A 24,030-nucleotide genomic window follows, 5' to 3' on the forward strand; every position below is an offset into this window, starting at 1 on the left:
GGATTTTTTATTTGGGATTTATAAAACTATAAGTATTGAATATATCCTATATTAAACCAAATCTGAGCGTCGTTTGATTTGTTTTCTTTGTAAATTTTCTTATTCGGATTTAGACCGTCTACCCAGTCGGAGCTAAAAGCCTGAAAACGACCTTCAAGCATTAAATCGCTCATTTCATTTAATTTATAATGAACACCTATTCCGGCAGTACCCGACAAAACAATACCATTTTCACTCGAAAAGCCATATTGTCGACCATCTGAAGGAGTCTGGTACTTAGGAAATGTAGCTTCGGGACTTCCCAACTTCCCAAGACTCGAACTAACTTCTGTAGTATAATAACTTACTAAGAAACCTAAACTGACATAAGGACTGAAAGCACCTACAGAATTTTCATAATAATGTATTTTCAGGGGAGAAAACTCCAGTTGGGATCCAAGACTTATTACAGTCGATTTTCCTTGCATGGCTTTAAGTTGTCTAACGCCTAGTGTTTCAGGTTTTTTCTCGATCCATTTTCCGAAATGATTCAGTTTGGTACTATTGAATGAAAGTTCTGTTCTCACTTTGAAATGTTCCGAAAAGAATCGTTCTCTGTTACTGTTGGTGGAAAAATTGATAAAGTGAACCAATCCAACTCCAAATCCTGTATTTCCAAGATTAGTGTCCAGGTCGTTTCTTTCTCCAAAATCAGACTGAAAAGTTACAGGGCCGAATATTAAACCAACTTCGTGAGCCAGTCTTGATTGTGCGGTTGATACTGTTGAGATGCCCAGAAAGGCAAATAACGTGAGTATTATAGGTTTGAGCATAGGTTTGGGCTTTCAAATCCCGGCAAATATATAAAAAGAGGAGGAACTAAGAAGTATAAAGAGCTGTATTGATGAATATTTATTAAAAATATTAAAATATTAGATATATCGGTAGTAATTTACTTTAAAAAGCAAAACCTAAAATGTCTTTTTTCTTGATTTAGTGGATAATGAATAAAAGTTTAAGAGAATCGTAAAAAAATATTCAATAAATGTCATTTTCGATTACCTTTGTCGTAAATAACGAAAACGTTTTCTTAAATGTTAATAATCTAATAATCATGTCACAAAGTATTACCGCTTTTATGGATTCGGTTAGTCAAAAAAACCCGAATGAATCAGAGTTTTTACAAGCAGTTTTAGAAGTTGCCGAAACGGTAATTCCTTTTATTGAAGAAAATAAAAAATACCAGAACAAAATGCTTTTAGAGCGTATGGTAGAGCCTGAACGTGTTATCTTGTTTAGAGTGAACTGGTTAAATGACAAAGGAGAAATCCAGGTTAATAAAGGATATCGTATCCAGATGAACTCAGCAATCGGACCTTACAAAGGTGGTTTGCGTTTTCATCCTTCTGTTAACTTAAGTATTTTGAAGTTTTTGGCTTTCGAGCAGACTTTCAAAAATAGTTTAACAACATTGCCAATGGGTGGTGGTAAAGGAGGATCTGATTTTGATCCAAAAGGAAAATCAGATAATGAAATCATGAAATTCTGTCAAAGTTTTATGACGGAACTTTCAAAACATATCGGAGCTGATACTGACGTTCCTGCCGGAGATATCGGAGTAGGTGGTAGAGAAGTAGGATATATGTTTGGTCAATACAAAAGATTAAGAAATGAATTCACCGGAGTTTTAACCGGGAAAGGAATTTCTTTCGGAGGATCGTTAATTCGTCCTGAGGCTACAGGTTATGGAGCAGTTTATTTTGCTCAAAGTATGTTGGCAACTAAAGGAGATGACTTTAAAGGGAAAATTGTTGCTGTTTCAGGTTCTGGAAACGTAGCACAGTACGCAACTGAAAAAGCAACTCAATTAGGAGCAAAAGTAGTTACATTGTCAGATTCTGCAGGATATATTTATGATGCAGACGGAATCGATGCTGAAAAATTAGCTTTCGTAATGGAGCTGAAAAATGAGCTTAGAGGAAGAATTAGTGAGTATGTGGCGAAATATCCAAATGCGAAATATGTAGAAGGAAAACGTCCATGGGAAGTTAAATGTGATGTAGCATTACCATGTGCAACTCAAAACGAATTGAATGGTGATGAAGCTAAGGTTTTAGTGGCTAACGGCTGTATTGCTGTTGCAGAAGGAGCAAATATGCCATCTACACCAGAGGCAGTTACTGCTTTCCTTGATGCTAAAATTTTATTCGCTCCGGGAAAAGCTTCTAATGCTGGTGGTGTTGCAACTTCAGGTCTTGAAATGTCGCAAAACTCATTGCGTTTAAGCTGGTCTTCTGAAGAAGTTGACGAAAGATTAAAAGGAATCATGTTAGCAATTCATGCTTCATGTGTAAAATACGGTTCGGATAAATCAGGTTATGTTGACTACGTAAAAGGAGCTAACATTGCAGGATTTGTTAAAGTTGCCGATGCTATGCTTGCTCAGGGTGTAGTATAATTTTTTAGTTATAGTTTTTTAGTGCCTCCATTTGTCTTTTTTAAAGACAAATCGGAGGCATTTTTTATTTGCAGGAGAACAAAAATCAAATACTTTCGTTTGTAGTATATTTGTCTATCTGAATTTATAAAATAATGAAAAGAAAGTTTTTGTATGTTTTGCTTTTGTTGGTAGTACAATTTTGTTTCTCTCAGAATAAATTGTCCTGGCAGGGGTATTTTTCGTTTAACGAAATAAAAGATATCTCGCAATCTTCAACAACTGTTTTTGTAGCTTCAGAGAATGCTCTTTTCTCTAAAAATACAGCTCTGAACACAGTTAAAATGACTACAACGGTCGATGGACTTTCCGGGCAGACCATTTCTGCTTCATACCATAGTGAAGAATTTAAGAAAACCATAATTGGATACGAAAACGGACTAATGATTGTGGTAAATGAAACCGATGGCAGTATATTAAAGGTTATTGATATTATAAATAAACAATTACCGTCCAACCTGAAAAGAATTAACCATTTTATGGAATATAAGGGAGTGGTTTATGTTTCGTGCGATTTCGGAATTGTACAGTTCAATTTAACTAGTCTGAAATTTGGAGATACTTATTTTATTGGAGATAATGGTGCCGAAGTTAGAGTAAGACAAACGGCTTATTTTAATGGATTCTTTTATGCTGCGACTTCAAACGGAATTAAAAAAGCCAACAGTACAAATGCTAATCTTATTGATTTTAACCAATGGAGTCTGGTAAACGGCGGTGACTGGAGCAGTATTGAATCGTTGGATTCAGAGCTGATTGCGATAAGTTCGGCAGGATTTATACACCGATACAACTCCAATTCATTTATTGGTTTTTTACAGCTTCCAAAACCTTCAGTCGATATGCGTACTGTAAATCATAATCTAATAATCACGACGCCGGATGTTGTTTATGTGTATAACAATCAAATGGTATTGATGCGTCAGATTACCAATACACAGGTCTTGGATAATACGCTGAATTTTACCTGTTCTAGTGTTGTTGGAGATCAAATATATATAGGGACAAAAGAAAAGGGATTGTTTTCATCGACACTTTCAGGAACTTCCGCTTTTCAGGAGAATACACCATCAGGACCAGTTCGAAATAATATTTTTTCTTTAGATGTAAGTCCTAATGCGCTTTGGGCAGTGTATGGGGATTATGATACTTTTTACAATCCGTATGAGCTAGATAGCTATGGAGTGAGTAAGTATAGTGCTTCTGGTTGGCTAAACATTCCTTACTCAGGGGTTTTTGGAGCAAAATCAATGACAAGGGTAATTACGAACCCCAGTAATGAAAAACAGGTTTTTGTAAGTTCCTTCTTCTCCGGGTTGTTGAAAATAGAAAACGATATCCCGGTCTTATTGTACAATGAAAAAAATAGCGGATTAGAGTCGATTTCGTTCGCAGGGCCCAACTATATTGATGTTCGTATTAATGGAACTGTGTTTGATAAAACGGGGAATTTGTGGGTCACTAACAGTAGGATTAAGAACGGATTAAAAGTTTTGAAAACCGATGGAAAATGGCAAAGTTATGCGACAAGTGCAATTCTTAAAGATGCTGAAACAACCAATTATGCCGGGATAGTGATCGATAGAAACAATACCAAATGGATCGCAACAAGTAATGACGGAGTAATTGCTTTTAACGAAAGTAACAATACTTTTAAAAAGATTACTTCCGGTGCTGATTTAGGGAATTTACCAATCGAAGATGTGAGAGCTGTGGCGCTTGATACAAAAAATCAACTTTGGATTGGTACCACAAAAGGACTGAGAGTTTTATCCAATGTTGGAGGATTCCAGACCGAAAGCCAGCTAAAAGCGAATCCAATTATAATTATGGAAGACAATTTGGCTCAGGAGCTGCTTTATGAGCAGTTTATCACATCGATTGCAGTAGACGGAGCAAATAATAAATGGATTGGTACAATTGATTCCGGGATTTTCATGGTATCGCCAAACGGTCAGGAAACAAAATATCATTTTACAATAAACAATTCACCTTTGCCAAGTAATGTCATAAACGATGTCAAAATTAATAGTGTTACCGGTGAAGTCTTTATTGCGACAAATAAAGGAATGATTTCGTTTAAAGGAATTGCAACAGGAGCAAACGAAGATTTGAATAATGTTTACGTTTATCCAAATCCCGTGCGTCCTAATTATGCCGGAACCGTAAAAGTTGCCGGACTTATTGATAAAGCCAATATTAAAATTACAGACATCGAAGGTAATTTAGTTTACGAAACTACTTCATCAGGCGGAACAATCGAATGGGACACGACTGCTTTCGGAAAGTATAAAGTTGCTTCCGGCGTCTATATGGTTTTTATCTCAGCCGAAGATGGAAGTGAAACTAAAGTAAAAAAGGTGATGATAATTAGGTAATTAGCTAATTGAGATAATTAGCTAATTGGATTTTTAGATTGTTGGATCATTAGAAAGAATTAACATCTAAGCAGTCCACTAGTCTAAAAATCCAATAATCTAAGAAGTCTAACATCTAAGAAATCTAATAATCTAAAAATCTAATCTTGCTAGTCAAAACCAAAGCAATAGTAATCTCATCGTTAAAATTTCAGGAGAAAAGTCTGATCGTAAAGTGCTTTACACTTTCACACGGACTGAAATCTTATTTTGTACGTGATGCCTTTTCGAGTCGGAAAGCAAGTCAGAAAATTGCTTATTTTCAGCCATTGTCCGTTCTTGAGATTGAGGCGATGCATAAGAATAAAGGAACTTTAGAGACTTTTAAAGAGATAAAAATAGCAGTACCTTTTCAAAGCATTCATACCGATCTTGTAAAAAGTACAATGGTTATGTTTTTGTCTGAAATGCTTCATTATTCCATTCAGGAAGAAGAAAAAAATGAAGCCTTTTTTGTGTTTTTAGAGACAGCATTGAGTTGGCTGGATCACCATGATGAAATTTCGAATTTTCATTTGATTCTGCTTTTGGAAGCTACAAAGTATTTTGGTTTTTATCCTGATGTTTCAGAAGTCGAATTTTCTTATTTTGAAATGATTGACGGCGTTTTTACTTTGTTTCATGGGGCGAATACTTTGACAGAGCATGAAACAAATCTTTTTAAGAAATTAATTGATCTTAAATTCGAAAACGATCAGAAGGTTTTTCACGTAGCTGAAAGGCAAATTTTACTGAAAATCCTTATTGATTATTACAGTTTTCATTTGGAAGGATTCAAAAAACCAAAATCTTTAGAGGTTTTAAAGGAGATTTTTTCTTAATTTTTTAAAATCGGCAATCTTTTTTACGAGATCTATTAGAAATTTTCTATCCGGACGCTTTTTTTAAACATCTTTTATCTATATTCCTCAAAATTCCTTACTTTCGCACCTCGTTTAAGAAAAGTATAAAATGAGCACAAAATTTACTGAATACAAAGGACTTGACTTGCCAACAGTAGCGTCAGAAGTACTTGATTTTTGGAAGAAAGAAAATATATTTGAAAAGAGTGTAAGTACCCGTGAAGGTGCTGAGCCTTATGTGTTTTTTGAAGGTCCGCCTTCAGCAAACGGATTGCCGGGAATTCACCACGTGATGGCTCGCGCAATTAAAGATATTTTCTGTCGTTACAAAACTCAAAAAGGTTTTCAGGTAAAAAGAAAAGCCGGTTGGGATACTCACGGATTGCCTGTAGAATTAGGTACCGAAAAAGAACTTGGAATTACAAAAGAAGATATTGGTAAAACTATTTCTATTGAAGAATATAACGAAGCGTGTAAAAAAACCGTAATGCGTTATACTGATGTATGGAATGATTTGACCGAAAAAATGGGATATTGGGTAGATATGGAAGATCCGTATGTGACCTATAAGCCAAAATATATGGAATCGGTTTGGTGGCTTTTGAAGCAAATCTACGACAAAGGTTTGTTGTATAAAGGATACACCATTCAGCCTTACTCACCTAAAGCAGGAACAGGATTGTCTTCTCACGAAGTAAATCAGCCTGGAGCGTATCGTGATGTTACAGATACTACAATCGTAGCACAATTTAAAACGTTACCGGAAACATTACCTGCATTTTTGAAAGGTTTTGGAGATATTCACATTCTGGCCTGGACGACTACTCCATGGACATTACCATCGAATACCGCTTTGACAGTTGGACCAAAAATCGATTATGTTTTAGTAAAAACGTTCAATCAGTATACTTTTGAGCCAATTAATGTTGTTTTGGCTAAAAACTTAGTTGGAAAACAATTCGGAAAAGGATTTTTTGCCAGCGAAGACGATGCTGATTTTGATAAAGTGAAAAGCGGCGACAAGCAGCTTCCGTATAAAATTGTAGCAGAAGCAAAAGGAGCCGATTTAGCAGAAATTCGTTATGAGCAATTATTGCCATACGTATTGCCTTATCAGAATCCTGAAAATGCGTTCAGAGTAATTACAGGAGATTTTGTGACCACAGAAGACGGAACAGGAGTAGTGCATACGGCACCTACTTTTGGAGCTGATGATGCTAAAGTAGCAAAAGAAGCAAAACCGGAAGTACCGCCAATGTTGGTTTTAGACGAAAATGGTACAGCAGTTCCTTTAGTGGATTTACAAGGGAAATTCACTTCTCATGTAGGTGATTTGGCAGGGAAATATGTGAAAAACGAATATTATGATGCAGGTCAGGCGCCAGAGCGTTCTGTAGATGTTGAAATTGCTATTCGATTAAAAGAAGAAAATAAAGCCTTTAAGGTTGAAAAATACGTACATAGTTATCCACACAGTTGGAGAACTGATGAGCCGTTATTATATTATCCGCTAGACTCATGGTTTATTAAAGTAACCGATGTCAAAGATAGAATGTTCGACCTGAACGAAACTATCAATTGGAAACCTAAGTCTACTGGTGAAGGACGTTTTGGAAACTGGCTGAAAAATGCTAACGACTGGAACTTATCTCGTTCTAGATATTGGGGAATTCCGTTGCCAATTTGGAGAACAGAAGACAAAAAAGAAGAAGTTCTTATTGGTTCTGTTGAAGAATTGTATAATGCGATCGAAAAATCTATCGAAGCAGGCTTTCAAAAAGAAAACCCATTCAAAGGTTTTGAAATCGGAAATATGTCTGAATCAAACTATGATTTAGTTGACCTGCATAAAAATGTAGTCGACGGAATTACTTTGGTTTCAGCTTCAGGCCAGCCAATGAAACGTGAAAGCGATTTGATTGATGTTTGGTTTGATTCGGGAGCGATGCCTTATGCACAATGGCATTACCCTTTTGAGAATAAAGATAAAATTGATGAGAATAAAGATTTCCCTGCGAATTTCATTGCAGAAGGTGTCGATCAGACTCGTGGATGGTTTTATACACTGCATGCAATCGGAACTTTGGTTTTTGATAAAATTGCGTACAAGAATGTCGTTTCGAATGGTTTAGTTCTGGACAAAAACGGACAAAAAATGTCGAAACGTTTAGGAAATGCAACAGATCCTTTTGAAACAATTAAGGAGTACGGTCCTGATGCCACACGTTGGTACATGATCTCTAACGCAAATCCATGGGATAACTTAAAGTTTGATATTGAAGGAATTGCTGAGGTTCGCCGAAAGTTCTTCGGAACCCTGTATAATACATATTCATTCTTCTCGTTATATGCCAATATTGATGGGTTTAAATATGCAGAAGCTGAAATTCCGTTAAATGAAAGACCGGAAATCGATCAGTGGATCATGTCGGAATTACATACTTTGATAAAATTTGTTGACGAATGTTATGAAGATTATGAGCCTACGAAAGCAGCAAGGGCTATTTCTGACTTCGTTCAGGAAAACTTAAGTAACTGGTACGTTCGTTTGTGTCGTCGTCGTTTCTGGAAAGGAGAATACGCTCATGATAAAATCGCGGCCTATCAAACGCTTTACACTTGTTTATTAACGATAAGTAAGTTAAGTGCTCCGATCGCTCCTTTTTTCATGGATAAATTATACCGCGATTTAACAGGTTCGACGCAAACAGAGCAATTTGCCAGTGTTCACTTGGCAGAGTTCCCGAAATTTGTCGAAAACTTTGTTAATAAAACGTTAGAAAGCAAAATGCAGAAGGCGCAAACTATATCGTCTTTGGTTTTGTCACTGCGTAAAAAGGAAATGATTAAAGTACGTCAACCTTTGCAAAAGGTAATGATTCCGGTACTTGACGAGAATCAGAGGACCGAAATTGAAGCGATTTCTGAACTTGTAAAAGCAGAAGTTAACGTTAAAGAAATTGTGCTTTTAGACGACGATTCAGGTATTTTGGTGAAACAGATTAAACCTAATTTTAAAGCTCTTGGGCCACGTTTCGGTAAGGATATGGGGTTGATTTCCAAAGAGATACAGTCTTTTTCGGCAGATCAAATCAATCAATTGGACAAGCAGGGAGCATTGGATATTGTAATTGCAGGAAATACCGTAACTTTATCCTTAGAAGATGTCGAAATAACATCTCAGGATATTGAAGGCTGGCTGGTTGCAAATTCAAATGGAATTACGGTTGCACTTGATATCACAATTTCAGAAGAATTGAAAAACGAAGGAATCGCGAGAGAATTGGTAAACAGAATTCAAAATATTCGTAAAGATTCAGGATTTGAAGTTACCGATAAAATTAAAGTTCAAATAAAAAGAAGTGGCCTTTTAGAAGAGGCAATTCTAAAAAATGAAGACTATATTAAGTCTGAGACATTGACTGATGATTTGGTTTTTGTTGACGCTTTGGAAAACGGCACAGAAATTGAATTTGATGACATTAAAACAATGATATTAATTTCAAAATAATATAAGATGATAGATGAAATTACAAGATACTCTGATGCTGATTTAGCAGAGTTCAAAGAAATAATTCAAAGCAAAATACAAAAAGCACAAGCTGATCTGGATTTGATAAAGAGTGCTTACATGAACGATTTGAATAACGGAACAGATGATACTTCTCCAACTTTTAAAGCATTTGAAGAAGGAAGCGAAACAATGTCTAAAGAAGCAAACTCACAGTTGGCGATCAGACAGGAAAAGTTTATACGCGATCTAAAAAACGCATTGTTCCGTGTTGAAAATAAAACCTATGGTATTTGTAAAGTAACAGGTAAATTAATCAGCAAAGAAAGGCTTAAAATCGTTCCTCATGCTACAATGAGTATCGAAGCTAAAAACTTGCAGAGATAATTTTCAATTTTAATACTCCATAAAATAGACGCTCCTTACCAGGGGCGTTTTTTTTGTTTAATGTTTAAATGGTTTTGTTTAAGGAGTAACAGAATAATAAATTAAAGAATTCAATTACAAAAGGACTAAATGTAGTAAAAAAATAGCGTTTGTTTTTTGTAGGAATTTTTTAAGCGATAGTTTTTGGGATTAAAACAAGTAAAAATAATTAGAACTGCCCGTTTGGAAGGCAGTTCTAATTAAAAAAGAAGGCTTGTAATTAAGCCAGATTTTTTTCCAGTTCTAATTTGTGTTTTCTTAAAACAGCTCTTGTCATTCCTAAATTTGCTTTAGTAGAGTCAGCGGCAAGATAGATCATGAATTTTTTGTTGGGAGAAATGTCGATGATGTGAATTTGATTCGAGAGTGTAATCAAAATGTCTTCGATCTCCTGGTTTAAATTTAAAGCTTTTACAGCACTTAATTTTGCTTTTACCACTTCGAGGTTGTAAGCTGCTGCAAGTTCAGGATCAAACGCCGGGTCTGTTGTCAGGTTTCCAAAGCTTAATCCTGATTCGATTTCTGTTACAGCTACTGCAATAAAGCCGTTTACGTTAGTTTTCATTTCATTCAAAAAAACGTTTAAAAAGTCATTACTCATAGTTTTCGGGGTTTGGTGTTAATAGAAATATGTTATTTTAACAGTGAATTTTTGCTTAACTCGGCAGCAGTTTCCTCGGTCGATCTTAATAATAAACCCAGATTGCTTCCGTCTTTTGAAAATGTAATAATGAAATTTGTGCCGCTTATTTTGTTTCCGATAATAACTCCTTCTGCGGTTTTTAAAAAGAGTTGTTTTAAGGAACCTTTTTCAAGATCTAATAATAATTTGTCGCTCATCGATACTATGGCAGAACTCATTGCGGCAATACTGTCTGCATAGTCTAAGTGAAGTGATGTGATTAGTTTTCCTTTTCCATTGATAATTAATGCTGCGGAAGATTTGGTATGAAGCAGAAAATCGTTTAGAGTAGTTGTGATTTCATTCATATTTGTAGGATTTAAGAAAGTTGTTAAATTCTTTTCGTTTTAATACCGTATAAAGGGTAAATATGATCTTTTAATCTAAACAAGTGTTAATTTTTATTAACAAATATAAATTAAATTATGTATCATTGTAGTACCAAATCATGAATAATTTTATTTATTTAACATTAAAATCTTGTAAAATGGCTAAAGTGTTGAAATTTAAAGAGGTAAGCTCTGATGTGGAGCACAGAATGAAAGAATTTGAAAAGATTCGTATTCAGTTAAAGACGCAGGTCAAAAAAGCTGAGGCTAAGAACGCAGCAGCAGGAAAAGAAGGGAAAGGGCTCTTTAAGTCGATTTCAGAATTCTTCGCTGATCCTCCTAAAAAGTCAGCGCAGTCAAATGTTAGAAAATAGATTCTCTATATGGGTGATGAATTGATGTAATACCTGCTCGTTTGTCCTCAAAAACAATTAACGCTCCATTGGGAGCGTTTTTTTTGATTAAATTGTTATTTTTGCCGCATCAAAATTTAATAAAATGTCATTACGAAAAGCGTATTTGCTTATATTCTTAGTTTTAATTGTTGATCAGCTTTCAAAAATCTATGTAAAAACAAACTTTGTACTAGGAGATGAAGTGGAAGTTTTTGACTGGTTTAGAATTCATTTTATTGAAAATGAAGGAATGGCGTGGGGAACTAAAATTCCCGGAGAATATGGTAAATTGATCTTGACCGTTTTCAGAATCTTTGCTGTATTCGGAATTGGATATTGGTTAGCCGATTCGGTTAAAAAACGTTATTCTAATTATTTGATTGTTGCCATTGCTTTGATTTTTGCCGGAGCTGCCGGAAATATAATCGATTCAGTATTTTACGGAGTTATTTTTGACGCCAGTCATGGTAATTTGGCAACGCTTTTCTCGCCGGAACCTTATGGAACATGGTTTCATGGTTTGGTTGTAGACATGTTTTACTTTCCGATCTGGAGAGGTACTTTGCCTGCCTGGTTTCCTTTATGGGGAGGTGAAGAGGTTTCTTTTTTTAATGCAATCTTTAATGTTGCCGATGTGGCAATTTCTACAGGAGTAGGTATATTACTGGTTTTTAATAAAAGAGCATTTCCTAAAACAGCATAATTTTTATAGAAAATTTAAAATATTCAAATTCCAAATTCCAATGGCAGTACATCCTGTTGGAATTTGGAATTTTACATTATTGGGATTTAGAGCCTGTTTAAAATTAATGTGTTATTTTTACCCTACGAAAAACCAAACTTATGCAAAGTCCGTCTTTCTCTATCTATGATGCATCTGCAGGCTCCGGAAAGACCTATACTTTGGTAAAAGAGTATCTTAAAATTATTCTCTCTTCTCCAAGGAACGATGCTTATCGCAACATTCTGGCAATTACATTCACCAATAAAGCAGTTCATGAAATGAAAAGCCGTATTGTTGGGAGTTTGTCTGAGTTTGCAAAAGAAGAGCCTTCTGCAAAAGCAATCGATTTGATGGAGGATTTGTCTCGGGATACCGGACTTTCGGTTATTAAGATTAAAACAAAATCTCAAAATATTATCAAGCACCTAATTCATAATTATGCTGCTTTTGATATTTCTACCATTGATAAATTTACACATAAAGTAATTCGTGCTTTTGCACATGATCTTAATCTGCCAATGACTTTTGAAGTCACTTTGGATACAGAGAATTTACTGGTTGAGGCGGTTGACGCTATAATTGCACAAGCCGGTCAGGACGAAACGTTGACTAAGCTGTTGGTTGATTTCACGATGGAAAAAACCGACGACGATAAAAGTTGGGATGTTTCCCGGGAAATCTTAGAAACGGGTAGGCTGGTTCTGAATGAAAACAATCGGAATGAAATCTCTCATTTTCAGGATAAATCTATCGAAGAGTTTATTGAGATCAAGAAAAAAATGCTCGTTTTGTGTAAAGAACTCGAGTCTGAAAATGAAAATTTTGCGATTGAGGCACTTGCTTTAATCGAAAAAAACGGAATCGATTTGAAGTCATTTTCGCGTGGAACTTTTCCAAATCATTTGGAAAGTATTCGCGACGGGAAATTTAATCCCCGAAATAAAACTTTTCACGAATTTGACGATATAGCAATCAATAAAACAGCAAAAGACCGTGCGTTAATTGAAAATATAATACCTGAACTGCTTCAGATTCTGGTAAAAATCTATAAGAATTTCGAAAAAAGAGATTTCTATAAAGCCTTTCTGAAAAATATTACACCGCTTTCGCTATTGAATACCGTTAGTAATGAATTGGCTAAAATTCAATCAGAACAAAATGTACTGTCGATTTCTGAATTCAACGCCATTATTCACCGTGAAATTCAGAATCAGCCCGCACCTTTTATTTATGAGCGTTTGGGAGAGAAGTACCGCCATTTTTTTATCGATGAATTTCAGGATACCTCCGAGATGCAGTGGCAGAATTTGATTCCGCTGATTCATAATTCCCTTTCCGGAGAAGATGATTTTGGAAACAAAGGGACGTTGATGATAGTGGGAGATCCGAAACAATCTATTTACCGATGGAGAGGTGGAAAAGCAGAGCAGTTTATAGAATTAGGAAAAGAAGAAAATTCTTTTTTTAACCATAAAAAAGAGGTTAAGCATTTAGATACAAATTATCGCAGTTATAGTGAGGTAATTGAATTCAATAACGATTTTTTTAAATTAATTTCGGCCGAATTTACCAATGAAGATTACAAAGATTTGTATGAAAATCATAGTTTTCAGAACATAAATTCAAAGAAAGGAGGGTATGTCAATATTGCTTTTCTTCCTGTAATCGAGAAGTCAGATTATGCAGACGAAGAAGAAGTGGTCGAGAAATCGGATCTGTATGTTTTAGCGACTTTAAATACCATTCAAAAAGTTCTTAGGGAAGGTTTTGAATACAAGGATATTGTAATTTTAACCCGAAAAAGAGATCAGGGAATTGCGATTGCGAATTATTTAACGGAGCAAAAGATCCCACTTTTATCATCCGAGACCCTGATGATTCAAAATGCAACAGAGGTGCGTTTGATTGTTTATTTGCTGAAATATTTAAACAACAGTGCTGATTTAGAGTCGAAAGCAAATTTTCTTCATTTTTTGGGATCCAATAAAGAAGTTAAGATGCCGATTCATGATTTTATTGCCTTAGGGATGTCTCAAAAAAAGGAAGATGATTTTGAAAAATGGCTTTTAACTTTTGATGTCTCGCTTTCTTTTGAAGATGTACGTAAAAAATCCTTGTATGAGGCAGTTGAAATTATAATTGCAAAATTTATTCTTCCTGATGAAGGAAATGCATATGTTCAGTTCTTTTTAGATATTGTTTTAGAACGAGACATGAGAAATCAGGCTGGTATAGCTGATTTTTTAAGTTATTGGGATAAAAATGCGGAGAAATTAAGTATTCCGTCTCCTGAAGGGAATAATGCGGTTCGTATCATGACGATTCATAAATCAAAAGGGTTAGAATTTCCGGTTGTGATTATGCCATTTGCAGAAGAAGACTACAATCGAAAACCAAAGGATAAATTATGGCTGGATACTGAAGATGTGAATTTAGATGTTCCAAAAGCTTTGATCGATAATAGTAGTGCGGTTGAAGGTTTCGGTGAGAGTGCTTCGGCAGTTTTTAATTTGAAGAAACAAGAAGAGCTGCTGGATAATATAAATGTTTTGTATGTAGCTTTGACACGTGCTGAAGAGCAATTGTATGTGATATCGCAAGGAATGAAAGAACGGAAAGATGGTGAATTGCCTAATAATATGGCTTCCTTTTTTATTCGCTATTTAATGCATAAAGGGGTTTATGATGCTGAAAGATCAGAGTATGAGTTTGGCAGTAAGATTAGGCTTTCGAGTTCTGTAAAATCAGTTGATTTGGTAAAGACAATTCCTGTTGTTTCGGAAGTTTTAGATCCGAAAAATATCAAGATTGCACAACGGGAGGCTTTAATGTGGGGAACACATCAGCAGGAAGCAATCGCTTATGGTAATATAGTTCACGAAATTCTGGCTTTTGTTAAGGATCGGTCGGATGTGGATTTAGCAATTACAAAAGGAATTGAGAACGGACTTATTACAAATGATCAGGTCGAGATGGTTTCAAAGACACTTCAGGAAATTGTGAATCATCCGGAATTAAGTATTTGTTTCGACGGGAATGCAACTATTTTAAACGAACAGACAATTGTTCAGAAAGAAGGCAGGATTTTAAAACCCGATCGTATTGTTCTTACTTCAAATAAAGAAGCCTATTTGTTGGATTATAAAACAGGAGTGATAAATTCAAAATATACAAGGCAAATTCAGGAGTATGAGGAGGCTATAGAGGATTTAGGGTATAAAGTGTTAAAAAAAGCGCTGGTATACATAGGATCAGAAATCGATGTAGTAAATTTGTGAAAAAATTAATCAGATGTTAAAGGTTTGACTAGGTGTTTTTGTCTTAAGTTGTTAATTTTTAACGTTTTAAATAAATAGAAATGTACGGTAAAATAAAAGAACATTTGCAAAATGAGTTGCAAACAATTGAAGAAAACGGAATTTTTAAGAAAGAACGCATTATAACTTCGGCACAAGATGCTGAGATAACGATTTCCACAGGAGAAAAAGTTTTGAATTTTTGTGCCAACAATTATTTAGGACTTTCATCACATCCTGAAGTGGTACAAGCGGCAAAAGACGCAATGGATTCACATGGTTTTGGGATGTCATCAGTACGTTTTATTTGCGGAACACAAGATATTCATAAAACTTTAGAGAAAAAGATTGCAGATTTTTATGGTACAGAGGATACTATTCTTTATGCAGCAGCTTTTGATGCCAATGGTGGTGTTTTCGAACCTTTGTTAGGAGAAAATGATGCTATTATTTCAGATAGTCTGAATCATGCGTCTATTATTGACGGGGTTCGTTTGTGTAAAGCAGCGCGTTACCGTTATGAGAACAGTAATATGGAAGATTTGGAGCAGCAGTTAATTAAAGCAAATGAAGCTGGTGCACGTTTCAAATTAATTGTTACTGATGGAGTTTTCTCCATGGATGGCCTTGTAGCGCCTCTTGATAAAATTTGTGATCTGGCAGATAAGTACGACGCTATGGTGATGGTGGATGAATGTCATGCTGCAGGATTTATCGGAGCGACCGGAAAAGGAACTCTCGAAGCAAAAGGAGTTATGGGAAGAGTTGATATTATTACCGGAACCCTTGGTAAAGCTTTAGGTGGGGCAATGGGAGGTTATACCACTGCCAAAAAAGAGATCATCGAATTGCTGCGTCAGCGTTCAAGACCGTATTTATTCTCAAACTCATTAGCACCGGCTATTGTTGGGGCTTCAATTAAGGTATTTGAATTGTTAGAAAAGGATACTACCTTAAGAGATAAATTAGAATGGAATACAAATTACTTTAAAGAAGGAATGAAAAAAGCCGGTTTTGATATCATTGATGGAGATTCGGCAATCGTTCCAGTCATGTTATATGATGCAAAATTGTCACAGACTATGGCAAATGAATTATTGAAACAAGGCATTTATGTAATCGGATTCTTCTTCCCTGTAGTACCTAAAGAAAAAGCGAGGATTAGAGTGCAATTATCGGCTGCGCATACAAAAGAGCACTTAGACAGGGCTATAGACGCTTTTACAGTTGTCGGACAAATGTTAAAAGTTATATAATTCCCACTTTGGTCGAATTTTTGTAGGTTTTTTTTAACATTTCATTTTGTATTTAAAAATTTTGGTGTTACTTTTGCTTGTAATTAACTAAATTGTAATTAAAAAAATTAAGTATGAAACATCTTAACAAACTTTTAGTTGCTGTGATGATGGTGATGGGTTTAAGTTCTCACGCACAAGACAGCAACAATCCATGGGCTATCTCTTTTGGAGTTAATGCCGTTGATACTAGAACAAGTTCTGGATCAGGAAGTGGTTTCTTCGATCAACACTTTTCTCAGCCATTCGCTGTAAAAGACAACTGGAATATTCTTCCTTCTCTATCTTACATTGGTGTAAATAGATATGTAGGTAGCGGTTTCTCTGTTGGTTTACAAGGATCTGTGAACAAGATTGATAAGTATGTTACTTTCAACCCATCTGCTGCAGGGCATGATAGTAGAGGTAACGTAGTAACTAATCCTGGTGACTTGATGTATTACGGAATTGATGCTACAATTAAATATAGCTTCCAGGAATTAATCAAATCTAAAGTAATCGATCCTTCGTTATCTGTTGGTGGAGGTTATACTTTCTTCGGAGATAGCAGCTACGGAACTGTTAACCCAGGTGCTGGTCTTACTTTCTGGTTTACTGATGCTATTGGTCTTGAGCTTGCTACAAGATACAAATGGTCAGTTAGTGGAGATAGAACAGACAAAGCTGGTGTTCCAGATGCTCCATCTCACTTCCAACACACTGCAGGTCTAGTTTTCAAATTCGGAGGTAAAGATACTGACGGAGACGGAATCTACGATAAAGATGACGCTTGTCCAGATGTTGCTGGTTTAAAACAATTCAACGGATGTCCTGATACTGACGGAGACGGAATCGTTGACGCTTCTGACGCTTGTCCAGATGTATTTGGTTTAGCTGCATTAAACGGATGTCCTGATACTGACGGAGACGGAATTGCTGATAAAGATGACGCTTGTCCAGATGTTGCTGGTTTAGCTGCTTTAAAAGGTTGTCCTGATACTGACGGTGATGGTATCGCTGACAAAGATGACAAATGTCCTACAGTTGCTGGTCCTAGAGAAAATGGTGGTTGTCCTTTCTTAGACGCTGACAAAGACGGTGTAGCTGATAAAGATGACGATTGTCCTACAGTTGCTGGTCCTGCTTCTAACAGAGGTTGTCCTGAAGTAACTACTGAAGCTTTAGAAGATCTTAAAGTTCAAGCTAGAGCGGTTTACTTTAACTCAGGAAAAGCTACTTTCAAAACTGGTGACAAAGAAACTCCAGCTAGATTAGATGCAATTAAAGAAATCCTTAAAAACTATCCAAACGCGAAATTCTCTATCGAAGGACACACAGATAGTACAGGTTCTGCAAAAATCAACGACAAACTTTCTCAAGAAAGAGCTGACGCTGTGAAAAATGCATTAATCGAAAGAGGTGTAAATGCTGAGAACTTAGAGTCTAAAGGATTCGGATCTTCTCAACCAGTTGCAAGCAACAAAACTGCTGCAGGTAAAGCACAAAACAGAAGAACAGAAATTAAACACATTGGTTCTAAATACCAAGGTAAAATCTAATTTACTGTCTAAATAAATACTAAAAGCCATTCTTAATTGAATGGCTTTTTTTATTTTTATCACATGATAAATACTTCTTTTCTCGGGAAAATAGCAACGGTTATAATTCAGGACTATTCAGATAAACTTGCTGAGACAACTATTGTTTTGCCTAATAAAAGAGCAAAAGTTTTTTTAATTGAGGCCCTGAAAAATGAGACGAAGAAAACGATACTTTCGCCTGAAATTATTAGTATTGAAGATTTTGTACAGGACGTAGCCTCGATTCGATCCGTTGATTCAATTGAGCTTTTGTTTGAGTTTTATGAAGTGTATCTTTCTGTAACAGAGAAACAACATCAGCAGTCTTTTGAATTATTTGCCAATTGGGCAAAAACGCTTCTACAGGATTTTAATGAAATCGATCGCTATCTGTTAGATCCTTCGCATGTCTTGTCCTATTTGAGTGATATTGAAGATATCAAAAAATGGGGGATTGAAGTCGAGAACAAAACCAAACTTTTAGAGAATTATATTGATTTCTGGAAACTTCTTCCACTGTATTATGATTCGCTATACAATCACTTACTGAACAAATCAATTGGATATCAGGGATTGATTTATCGTGAAGCTGTAAACAATCTCAATCACTTTTCGAATACCGTTTCAAATCGTAGTTTCATTTTTGCAGGATTTAATGCTTTAAATGCTGCTGAAGAAAAAATTGTACAGCATCTTTTGGCTTTAGATCAGGCTAGAATTTATTGGGATGTTGATCAGACTTTCTTAAATGATCCTTATCATGATGCTGGACTCTTTGTGAGACGTTTTAAAGAAAGCTGGAAACATTATAAAGCAAATCCGTTTGAATGGATTGTAGACGATTTTTCACAGTCTAAAAACATTCAGATCATAGGGACGCCTAAAACAATTGGTCAGGCAAAATTGGCGGGTAGTATTATCGAAAATATGATCACAGAAAACCCAACTGCTGCTTTAGATAAAGTGGCTATTGTGCTGGGTGAGGAGAATCTATTGATGCCGGTTTTGTATTCCCTGCCTTCTTCGGTTGGAAGTTTGAATATTACAATGGGATATTCGGGAAAGAACAACCCATCGCAGATATTAATCGCGAAATTGTTTAGAATGCATACCAATGCGCTTTCACGTAAAGGAGAAAGTTATGTTTTTTATTATAAAGATATACTTGATGTTCTTACACATCCGTTGGTTGAACCTTATGCCAATGCCAGTAATTTGGTTCGGATTATCAAGGAGAATAATTACACTTTTATTACGCATAATCGGGTTTTAGAACTCAATTTGAATCCATCGCCATTGTTTGATCTGCTTTTTCAAAAATGGGAGAATGGATCGATTGCTGTTCTTGAAAATGTTTCGGCACTTTTGGTTATGATAAAAGAAAATTTCAGCAATGATAATGAGGAGGAAAAAATTGCCAAAGCTTTTGTTTATGCCGTTTTTAAAGTAATTAATAAGCTGATCAATTATTACACAAAACACAATCACATTGATAACATAGACACTTTGCATGCGATCTATAAACAGATTATTGATGTTGCTGAAGTTTCGTTTGAAGGAGAGCCTTTACGCGGACTGCAAATTATGGGGGTTCTGGAAAGTCGTGTGCTGGATTTTGATACCGTAATTGTAACATCTATGAATGAAGGAAAGTTTCCGGCTGGAAAATCTCAGAATTCATTTATTCCCTATGATGTTAAAAACGAATTGGGATTGCCTACTTTTAAAGAGAAAGATGCCATTTATACCTATCACTTTTACCATTTACTGCAAAGAGCCCAAAATATCTATTTGATTTATAATACGGAAAATGATGGATTGGATGCCGGAGAACGTAGTCGTTTCATCACACAATTGGAGGTAGAGAAACAAAAGAAACACAACTTAACGTTTGATATCTATAATCCCGTTTTACCTACAACAGCTTATCAGCCTATGGTGGTTCCTAAGTCTGAGGCTGTGATGGATCGTTTAAAAGAAATTGCACTTGCCGGTTTTTCTCCGTCGGCTTTGACGAGTTACATCCGAAATCCGATAGACTTTTATTTTCAAAAAATACTTCGAATTAGGGAAGTGGAAGAGGTTGAGGAGAATATCGCGCTAAATACGCTCGGAACTATCATTCACGAAACGTTAAAAACACTTTACGAGCCCTTTATAGGTAAGTTCATATCAGAAACAAATCTCGAAAATTGTTTCAAATTATTGGATGCTGAAGTTCTAAATCAGTTTAAATTGGTTTATAAAGAAGGGGAGATAAAAAAAGGGCGTAATCTTCTAGCTTTTGAAGTAGCCAAACGAAATGTCTCTAATTTTTTGAAAATGGAATTAGAATCTCTTAAAAATGGAGATGCGGTTCAGATCATAGCTTTGGAGGAAACATTTGAACGCGAATTAAATCATCCGGATTTGCCGTTTCCTGTTTTAATTAAAGGAAATGTGGATCGTATTGAATTACGCAACGGGAAAATCCGAATTATCGATTATAAGACAGGAAAAGTTGAAAAGACAAATGTTATCCTGAAATCATGGAATGGATTGGCTCAGGAGCTTAAAAATGATAAAATTATCCAAGTTTTGGCTTATGCCTTTATGTTTGAAACCAAAGCGAAAGAAATTCCCATAGAAGCAGGTATAATTTCTTTTAAAAATCTTAAATCAGGTTTTTTGCCTTTCACATTCAAAGAAGATAAAGAGATTACTACCACAGTTTCCAGAGAAATTTTGAGTAATTATTTAGAGGAAATCGTATTACTGTTAAAAGAGATTTTTGACCCGACAATTTCTTTTGAAGAGAAAATAGATTAATGGTCTTTGTTCAGAAAATCAATTTTTATGGTTTCCTGATGAAAAAAGCGATCTCATTTCTGAAATTATATCAAAAAGGCTCTTTTTTTAAATGAATTTTATGAAGTAAAATGTTATAATTTTTATGGAGTATGTTTCTTTTTGATGAATTTATCTACAAATTTCACTCTTTAAACAATCAAAGCATAAACTATAAATAAAAGTGATTCAGGGGCTTAGGATTAGTGCATAAAAGGAATAACTTTGCCGAAATTTTTAAAAAGAAATTTTTTAAAAAGTATAAATTTTTGCCCCCAACAAAAAGAAGAAAAGGCTGTTTCGATAATTTTTCGGAACGGTCTTTTTTTATGCTGAAGGCCGTGATCTAAGAGAAAAATTGAGATAAAACGGTTTTTAATTCCTCTTTGTTTTCAATATGACTCATATGTCCGTCTTCGAAAGAAATGAGTTCTGCTGTAGTATCATCTATCTGAGTGCGGGATTCTTCGTAATCCAGAACAGGATCTTTTTTTCCTAAAATTAATAAAACGGGAAAAAGGTCTTGTTGTAAAAGTGCTTCCCTGTCTTTTCTGACTTTCATTCCTTCAAGCGAAGCTATAATTCCCTGTAAAGGTGTTTGGAGTGCCTGTGTTTTTACTTTTTCAATTTCTTCGGTTAATCGGATTCGGTTGTTCTCACTAAACAAATTGCCAATTGCCAGGCTCACAAAGGTTACGTAATTTTGTTTGACTGCTTTGATAGCTCGTGTTCGGTTAAGTTTTCTCTCCGGACTATCCTCCTTTGAAGTAGAGTTGAGTAAAACCAGTTTCTGAATGTTTTTTGGAAACAATTCGGCGAAAGCCAAACCAACATAACCACCCATCGAGTGCCCGACAATAATAGTTTTCTCAATCTTTAAATGATTAAGCACTTCCTGAACGGCATTGGCATTGTCTTCCATCGTATGCACGTATCCCAAAGAATCCGATTCGCCGTGTCCTAATAAGTCGATTGTAATGACACGATATTTTTGGGAGAAAAAATCAACATAGTCTTTCCACATTTTTTTGTTTTCCAGAAAGCCGTGAAGGAATACAATTGCATTTCCAGTTCCCGAATCTGAGTATGATATTTTGGTGTTTTTGTATAAAAGCGTTTTCAAAATGAACTTTTTTTGTTGTCAGGCACAAAGTTAAGAAAGCTGAAGTAAAATATCGAGATGTCTTGATTTAATTGGGAAATCTTTAAACCGGGAATAAATTTATTTATAGCAAAATACAGTTTGCGAACGAATTAAAAATGGCTTCCATTTCTGAAAGCCATTACAAATTAAAATCGGTTATCACCATCTAAAAGATTTCCTAATCCGCCAAGAAGGCTGCCTTCGTCGCGGCTGTTTCCGCCAGATTTTGGTGCAGATGCAATAATGCGGTCAGCCAGTCTCGAGAAAGGCAACGATTGTATGTAAACCGTTCCGGGACCTTTTAATGTGGCATAAAATAATCCTTCGCCGCCAAAAATAGAATTCTTAATTCCGCCAATAAATTCAATATCATAATCTACATCTTTGGTAAAACCTATGATGCATCCCGTATCTACTTTTAGAACTTCGCCTGGCCCCAATACTTTTTTAGCCATTGTTCCGCCCGAATGTACAAATGCCATTCCATCTCCTTCGATTTTCTGCATAATAAAGCCTTCACCGCCAAATAAACCACGTCCAAGTTTCTGAGAAAATTCTATTCCGACAGAAACACCTTTAGCAGCGCATAAAAACGAGCTTTTTTGGCAAATAAATTTGCCTTGAAATTCTGTTAAATCAATCGGAAGAATTTTTCCGGGATATGGCGACGCAAATGAAACTTTGCTTTTGCTATTGCCTTGGTTTAAAAATGCTGTCATAAATAAACTTTCGCCGGTAAGAACTCTTTTACCTGCGTTTAAAAGTTTGCCAAACAAACCTGAGCCTTGTTGTTGAGAACCGTCTCCAAATATCGTTTCCATCTGGATATTGTTTTCCATCATCATGAAACTGCCGGCTTCGGCAATTACAATTTCCTGCGGGTCCAGTTCTATTTCAACATATTGCATTTCTTCACCAAAAATCTGATAATCTATTTCGTGTGCTTGCATAATTTCTTAATTTATTTGTTTTTAAAATTAGACTGATAATGCCGTAGAATGTTACACTCTTTAGTGAGTTACCGCTGTTTTTAAGAACATTAAAAGATTTTGTTATTTTAAATTAGTCTTAATTATGTTTTTTATTGCGTTGAATTTTATATTTTTGCAACGTTATTATATTTTATCAGAATGGCATTAGTTAGTGATTTGACCACCAAAGTATTATTTGAAACCGAAAAAGGATACAGTTATCAATGTGATTTGACTAATAGTATAATTATCAATTTTGTTGATACAGTGTCAAGTTACAAAATTCATGATTTTTTGATTTTTCAAAGAAAGGTCAATAGCGTTGATATTCTTAATATGCTTTATGACTTATCTGATCGGTCAGACGCACAATTGATTGAAACCACCAAAAGAAATTTTTCCAGAAATCTTACTATCTGTGAAATAGTGCAGTTAAGAGATTTATTAAACGGAACTAAATTTACCCTCACTTTACATTCTATGCTTTGTAACATTGTAAACGTAGAGCTTATTTAGATTCTTACTTAGATCAAATCCAAATTTTCAAGCAGTTGGAGGAGCCTCCTTTAATTTTTGTAATTTTACACATATAAAAATTAGAGGATATGAAAGATTTATTAAGAACACGTACTTCATTAGTTGAAAGTGTAGAAAATATATTAAACTTACAAGCAAAATTAGAAAGTGACGCTTCTAACAAATATTTAGCTATGGCTGCATGGTTAGATAGAAATGGTTATGCCAATACAGCATCTTATTTGTACAAACAAGCCGAAGAAGAAAGAGAGCATTTCCTAAAAGTTTTCAAATATATTACAGATATGGGAGGGATTGCCGTTACGCCGTCTGTTCCGGAAGTACAACAAGAGTTTGCTTCTTTGAGAGAAGTATTTGAAATTGCTTTGCAGAATGAAATTGCAGTTACACAAGCAGTGAATAAAGTAATTGCAAAATGTAGAGCTGAAAATGACTATGCTACAGAAGATTTTATGATGTGGTATGTTGCTGAGCAGAGAGAGGAAGAGAAAAACGCAAGAAGAGCTTTAGAGCTTTTTGATTTGATTGATGAAAGCGAAGCTGCCGGTAAATTCCAGTTAGATGTGCAAATCGCAAAAATCGGAGAGTAACTGATATATA

Annotated in this window: 18 protein-coding genes; 13 read left to right on the forward strand and 5 right to left on the reverse strand. The window is 35.3% G+C overall.

Annotated features, from left to right (window positions below):
• Positions 1-26: 26 nt before the first annotated feature.
• Positions 27-812 (reverse strand): hypothetical protein, encoded by a 786-nt coding sequence (locus C245_RS0116285; protein ID WP_017497672.1) that lies wholly within the window; start codon positions 810-812, stop codon positions 27-29.
• A gap of 281 nt (positions 813-1,093) precedes the next feature.
• On the opposite strand from C245_RS0116285, the gene gdhA reads away from it, so the two are divergent.
• From gdhA to C245_RS0116310, 5 genes are all read left to right on the forward strand, one after another.
• Positions 1,094-2,437 (forward strand): NADP-specific glutamate dehydrogenase, encoded by a 1,344-nt coding sequence (gdhA, locus tag C245_RS0116290; protein WP_017497673.1) that lies wholly within the window; start codon positions 1,094-1,096, stop codon positions 2,435-2,437.
• A 134-nt stretch (positions 2,438-2,571) separates the two neighbouring features.
• The gene (locus C245_RS0116295) at positions 2,572-4,854 is read left to right on the forward strand and encodes a T9SS type A sorting domain-containing protein (RefSeq protein ID WP_017497674.1); all 2,283 of its coding nucleotides are present in this window, start codon (positions 2,572-2,574) and stop codon (positions 4,852-4,854) included.
• A gap of 146 nt (positions 4,855-5,000) precedes the next feature.
• Positions 5,001-5,714 carry a DNA repair protein RecO gene (recO, locus tag C245_RS0116300; RefSeq protein WP_017497675.1) on the forward strand — a complete coding sequence of 238 codons (714 nt, stop codon included), beginning with the start codon at positions 5,001-5,003 and terminating at the stop codon, positions 5,712-5,714.
• A gap of 130 nt (positions 5,715-5,844) precedes the next feature.
• Entirely contained in the window at positions 5,845-9,246 is a 3,402-nt protein-coding gene (ileS, locus tag C245_RS0116305; RefSeq protein ID WP_017497676.1) for an isoleucine--tRNA ligase, read from the forward strand.
• A gap of 6 nt (positions 9,247-9,252) precedes the next feature.
• Entirely contained in the window at positions 9,253-9,633 is a 381-nt protein-coding gene (locus C245_RS0116310) for a TraR/DksA C4-type zinc finger protein (RefSeq protein ID WP_017497677.1), read from the forward strand.
• 259 nt (positions 9,634-9,892) lie between these two features.
• Here the strand turns inward: C245_RS0116310 and C245_RS0116315 are convergent, their stop codons facing one another.
• Together C245_RS0116315 and C245_RS0116320 are read right to left on the reverse strand one after the other, a co-directional pair.
• Positions 9,893-10,273 (reverse strand): hypothetical protein, encoded by a 381-nt coding sequence (locus C245_RS0116315; protein WP_017497678.1) that lies wholly within the window; start codon positions 10,271-10,273, stop codon positions 9,893-9,895.
• 32 nt (positions 10,274-10,305) lie between these two features.
• Positions 10,306-10,662 (reverse strand): roadblock/LC7 domain-containing protein, encoded by a 357-nt coding sequence (locus tag C245_RS0116320; RefSeq protein WP_017497679.1) that lies wholly within the window; start codon positions 10,660-10,662, stop codon positions 10,306-10,308.
• A 179-nt stretch (positions 10,663-10,841) separates the two neighbouring features.
• On the opposite strand from C245_RS0116320, the gene C245_RS0116325 reads away from it, so the two are divergent.
• The 6 genes from C245_RS0116325 (at position 10,842) to C245_RS0116350 (ending at position 20,760) form a co-directional block, all read left to right on the forward strand.
• The gene (locus C245_RS0116325) at positions 10,842-11,057 is read left to right on the forward strand and encodes a hypothetical protein (protein ID WP_017497680.1); all 216 of its coding nucleotides are present in this window, start codon (positions 10,842-10,844) and stop codon (positions 11,055-11,057) included.
• 124 nt (positions 11,058-11,181) lie between these two features.
• Entirely contained in the window at positions 11,182-11,781 is a 600-nt protein-coding gene (locus C245_RS0116330) for a lipoprotein signal peptidase (RefSeq protein WP_017497681.1), read from the forward strand.
• Positions 11,782-11,921: 140 nt separating this feature from the next.
• Positions 11,922-15,080 carry an exodeoxyribonuclease V subunit beta gene (locus C245_RS0116335; RefSeq protein ID WP_017497682.1) on the forward strand — a complete coding sequence of 1,053 codons (3,159 nt, stop codon included), beginning with the start codon at positions 11,922-11,924 and terminating at the stop codon, positions 15,078-15,080.
• Positions 15,081-15,160: 80 nt separating this feature from the next.
• Positions 15,161-16,354 carry a glycine C-acetyltransferase gene (kbl, locus tag C245_RS0116340; RefSeq protein WP_017497683.1) on the forward strand — a complete coding sequence of 398 codons (1,194 nt, stop codon included), beginning with the start codon at positions 15,161-15,163 and terminating at the stop codon, positions 16,352-16,354.
• A gap of 113 nt (positions 16,355-16,467) precedes the next feature.
• The gene (locus C245_RS0116345) at positions 16,468-17,931 is read left to right on the forward strand and encodes an OmpA family protein (RefSeq protein WP_017497684.1); all 1,464 of its coding nucleotides are present in this window, start codon (positions 16,468-16,470) and stop codon (positions 17,929-17,931) included.
• A gap of 63 nt (positions 17,932-17,994) precedes the next feature.
• On the forward strand, positions 17,995-20,760 hold the full coding sequence (locus C245_RS0116350; protein WP_017497685.1) for a PD-(D/E)XK nuclease family protein: 2,766 nt from the start codon (positions 17,995-17,997) through the stop codon (positions 20,758-20,760).
• Positions 20,761-21,124: 364 nt separating this feature from the next.
• Here the strand turns inward: C245_RS0116350 and C245_RS0116360 are convergent, their stop codons facing one another.
• Both C245_RS0116360 and C245_RS0116365 read right to left on the reverse strand, forming a co-directional pair.
• On the reverse strand, positions 21,125-21,901 hold the full coding sequence (locus C245_RS0116360; RefSeq protein WP_017497687.1) for an alpha/beta fold hydrolase: 777 nt from the start codon (positions 21,899-21,901) through the stop codon (positions 21,125-21,127).
• 167 nt (positions 21,902-22,068) lie between these two features.
• Entirely contained in the window at positions 22,069-22,872 is an 804-nt protein-coding gene (locus tag C245_RS0116365; protein WP_017497688.1) for a TIGR00266 family protein, read from the reverse strand.
• Positions 22,873-23,052: 180 nt separating this feature from the next.
• Here C245_RS0116365 and C245_RS0116370 point away from each other — a divergent pair, with 180 nt between their 5' ends.
• Together C245_RS0116370 and C245_RS0116375 are read left to right on the forward strand one after the other, a co-directional pair.
• Entirely contained in the window at positions 23,053-23,409 is a 357-nt protein-coding gene (locus C245_RS0116370; protein ID WP_017497689.1) for a hypothetical protein, read from the forward strand.
• An 89-nt stretch (positions 23,410-23,498) separates the two neighbouring features.
• Positions 23,499-24,020: a ferritin gene (locus tag C245_RS0116375; protein ID WP_017497690.1), complete on the forward strand. Its 522-nt coding sequence runs from the start codon at positions 23,499-23,501 to the stop codon at positions 24,018-24,020.
• The last annotated feature ends 10 nt before the right edge of the window (positions 24,021-24,030 follow it).

Origin of the sequence: Flavobacterium sp. WG21 (genome assembly GCF_000335775.1) — a bacterium.
Classification (GTDB): domain Bacteria; phylum Bacteroidota; class Bacteroidia; order Flavobacteriales; family Flavobacteriaceae; genus Flavobacterium; species Flavobacterium tructae.

Coding starts and splice junctions, on each gene's coding strand:
- C245_RS0116285 (WP_017497672.1), bottom strand. CDS start 812: ATGCTCAAACCTATAATACTCACGTTATTTGCCTTTCTGGGCATCTCA.
- gdhA (WP_017497673.1), top strand. CDS start 1,094: ATGTCACAAAGTATTACCGCTTTTATGGATTCGGTTAGTCAAAAAAAC.
- C245_RS0116295 (WP_017497674.1), top strand. CDS start 2,572: ATGAAAAGAAAGTTTTTGTATGTTTTGCTTTTGTTGGTAGTACAATTT.
- ileS (WP_017497676.1), top strand. CDS start 5,845: ATGAGCACAAAATTTACTGAATACAAAGGACTTGACTTGCCAACAGTA.
- C245_RS0116310 (WP_017497677.1), top strand. CDS start 9,253: ATGATAGATGAAATTACAAGATACTCTGATGCTGATTTAGCAGAGTTC.
- C245_RS0116315 (WP_017497678.1), bottom strand. CDS start 10,273: ATGAGTAATGACTTTTTAAACGTTTTTTTGAATGAAATGAAAACTAAC.
- C245_RS0116320 (WP_017497679.1), bottom strand. CDS start 10,662: ATGAATGAAATCACAACTACTCTAAACGATTTTCTGCTTCATACCAAA.
- C245_RS0116325 (WP_017497680.1), top strand. CDS start 10,842: ATGGCTAAAGTGTTGAAATTTAAAGAGGTAAGCTCTGATGTGGAGCAC.
- C245_RS0116330 (WP_017497681.1), top strand. CDS start 11,182: ATGTCATTACGAAAAGCGTATTTGCTTATATTCTTAGTTTTAATTGTT.
- C245_RS0116335 (WP_017497682.1), top strand. CDS start 11,922: ATGCAAAGTCCGTCTTTCTCTATCTATGATGCATCTGCAGGCTCCGGA.
- kbl (WP_017497683.1), top strand. CDS start 15,161: ATGTACGGTAAAATAAAAGAACATTTGCAAAATGAGTTGCAAACAATT.
- C245_RS0116345 (WP_017497684.1), top strand. CDS start 16,468: ATGAAACATCTTAACAAACTTTTAGTTGCTGTGATGATGGTGATGGGT.
- C245_RS0116350 (WP_017497685.1), top strand. CDS start 17,995: ATGATAAATACTTCTTTTCTCGGGAAAATAGCAACGGTTATAATTCAG.
- C245_RS0116365 (WP_017497688.1), bottom strand. CDS start 22,872: ATGCAAGCACACGAAATAGATTATCAGATTTTTGGTGAAGAAATGCAA.
- C245_RS0116370 (WP_017497689.1), top strand. CDS start 23,053: ATGGCATTAGTTAGTGATTTGACCACCAAAGTATTATTTGAAACCGAA.
- C245_RS0116375 (WP_017497690.1), top strand. CDS start 23,499: ATGAAAGATTTATTAAGAACACGTACTTCATTAGTTGAAAGTGTAGAA.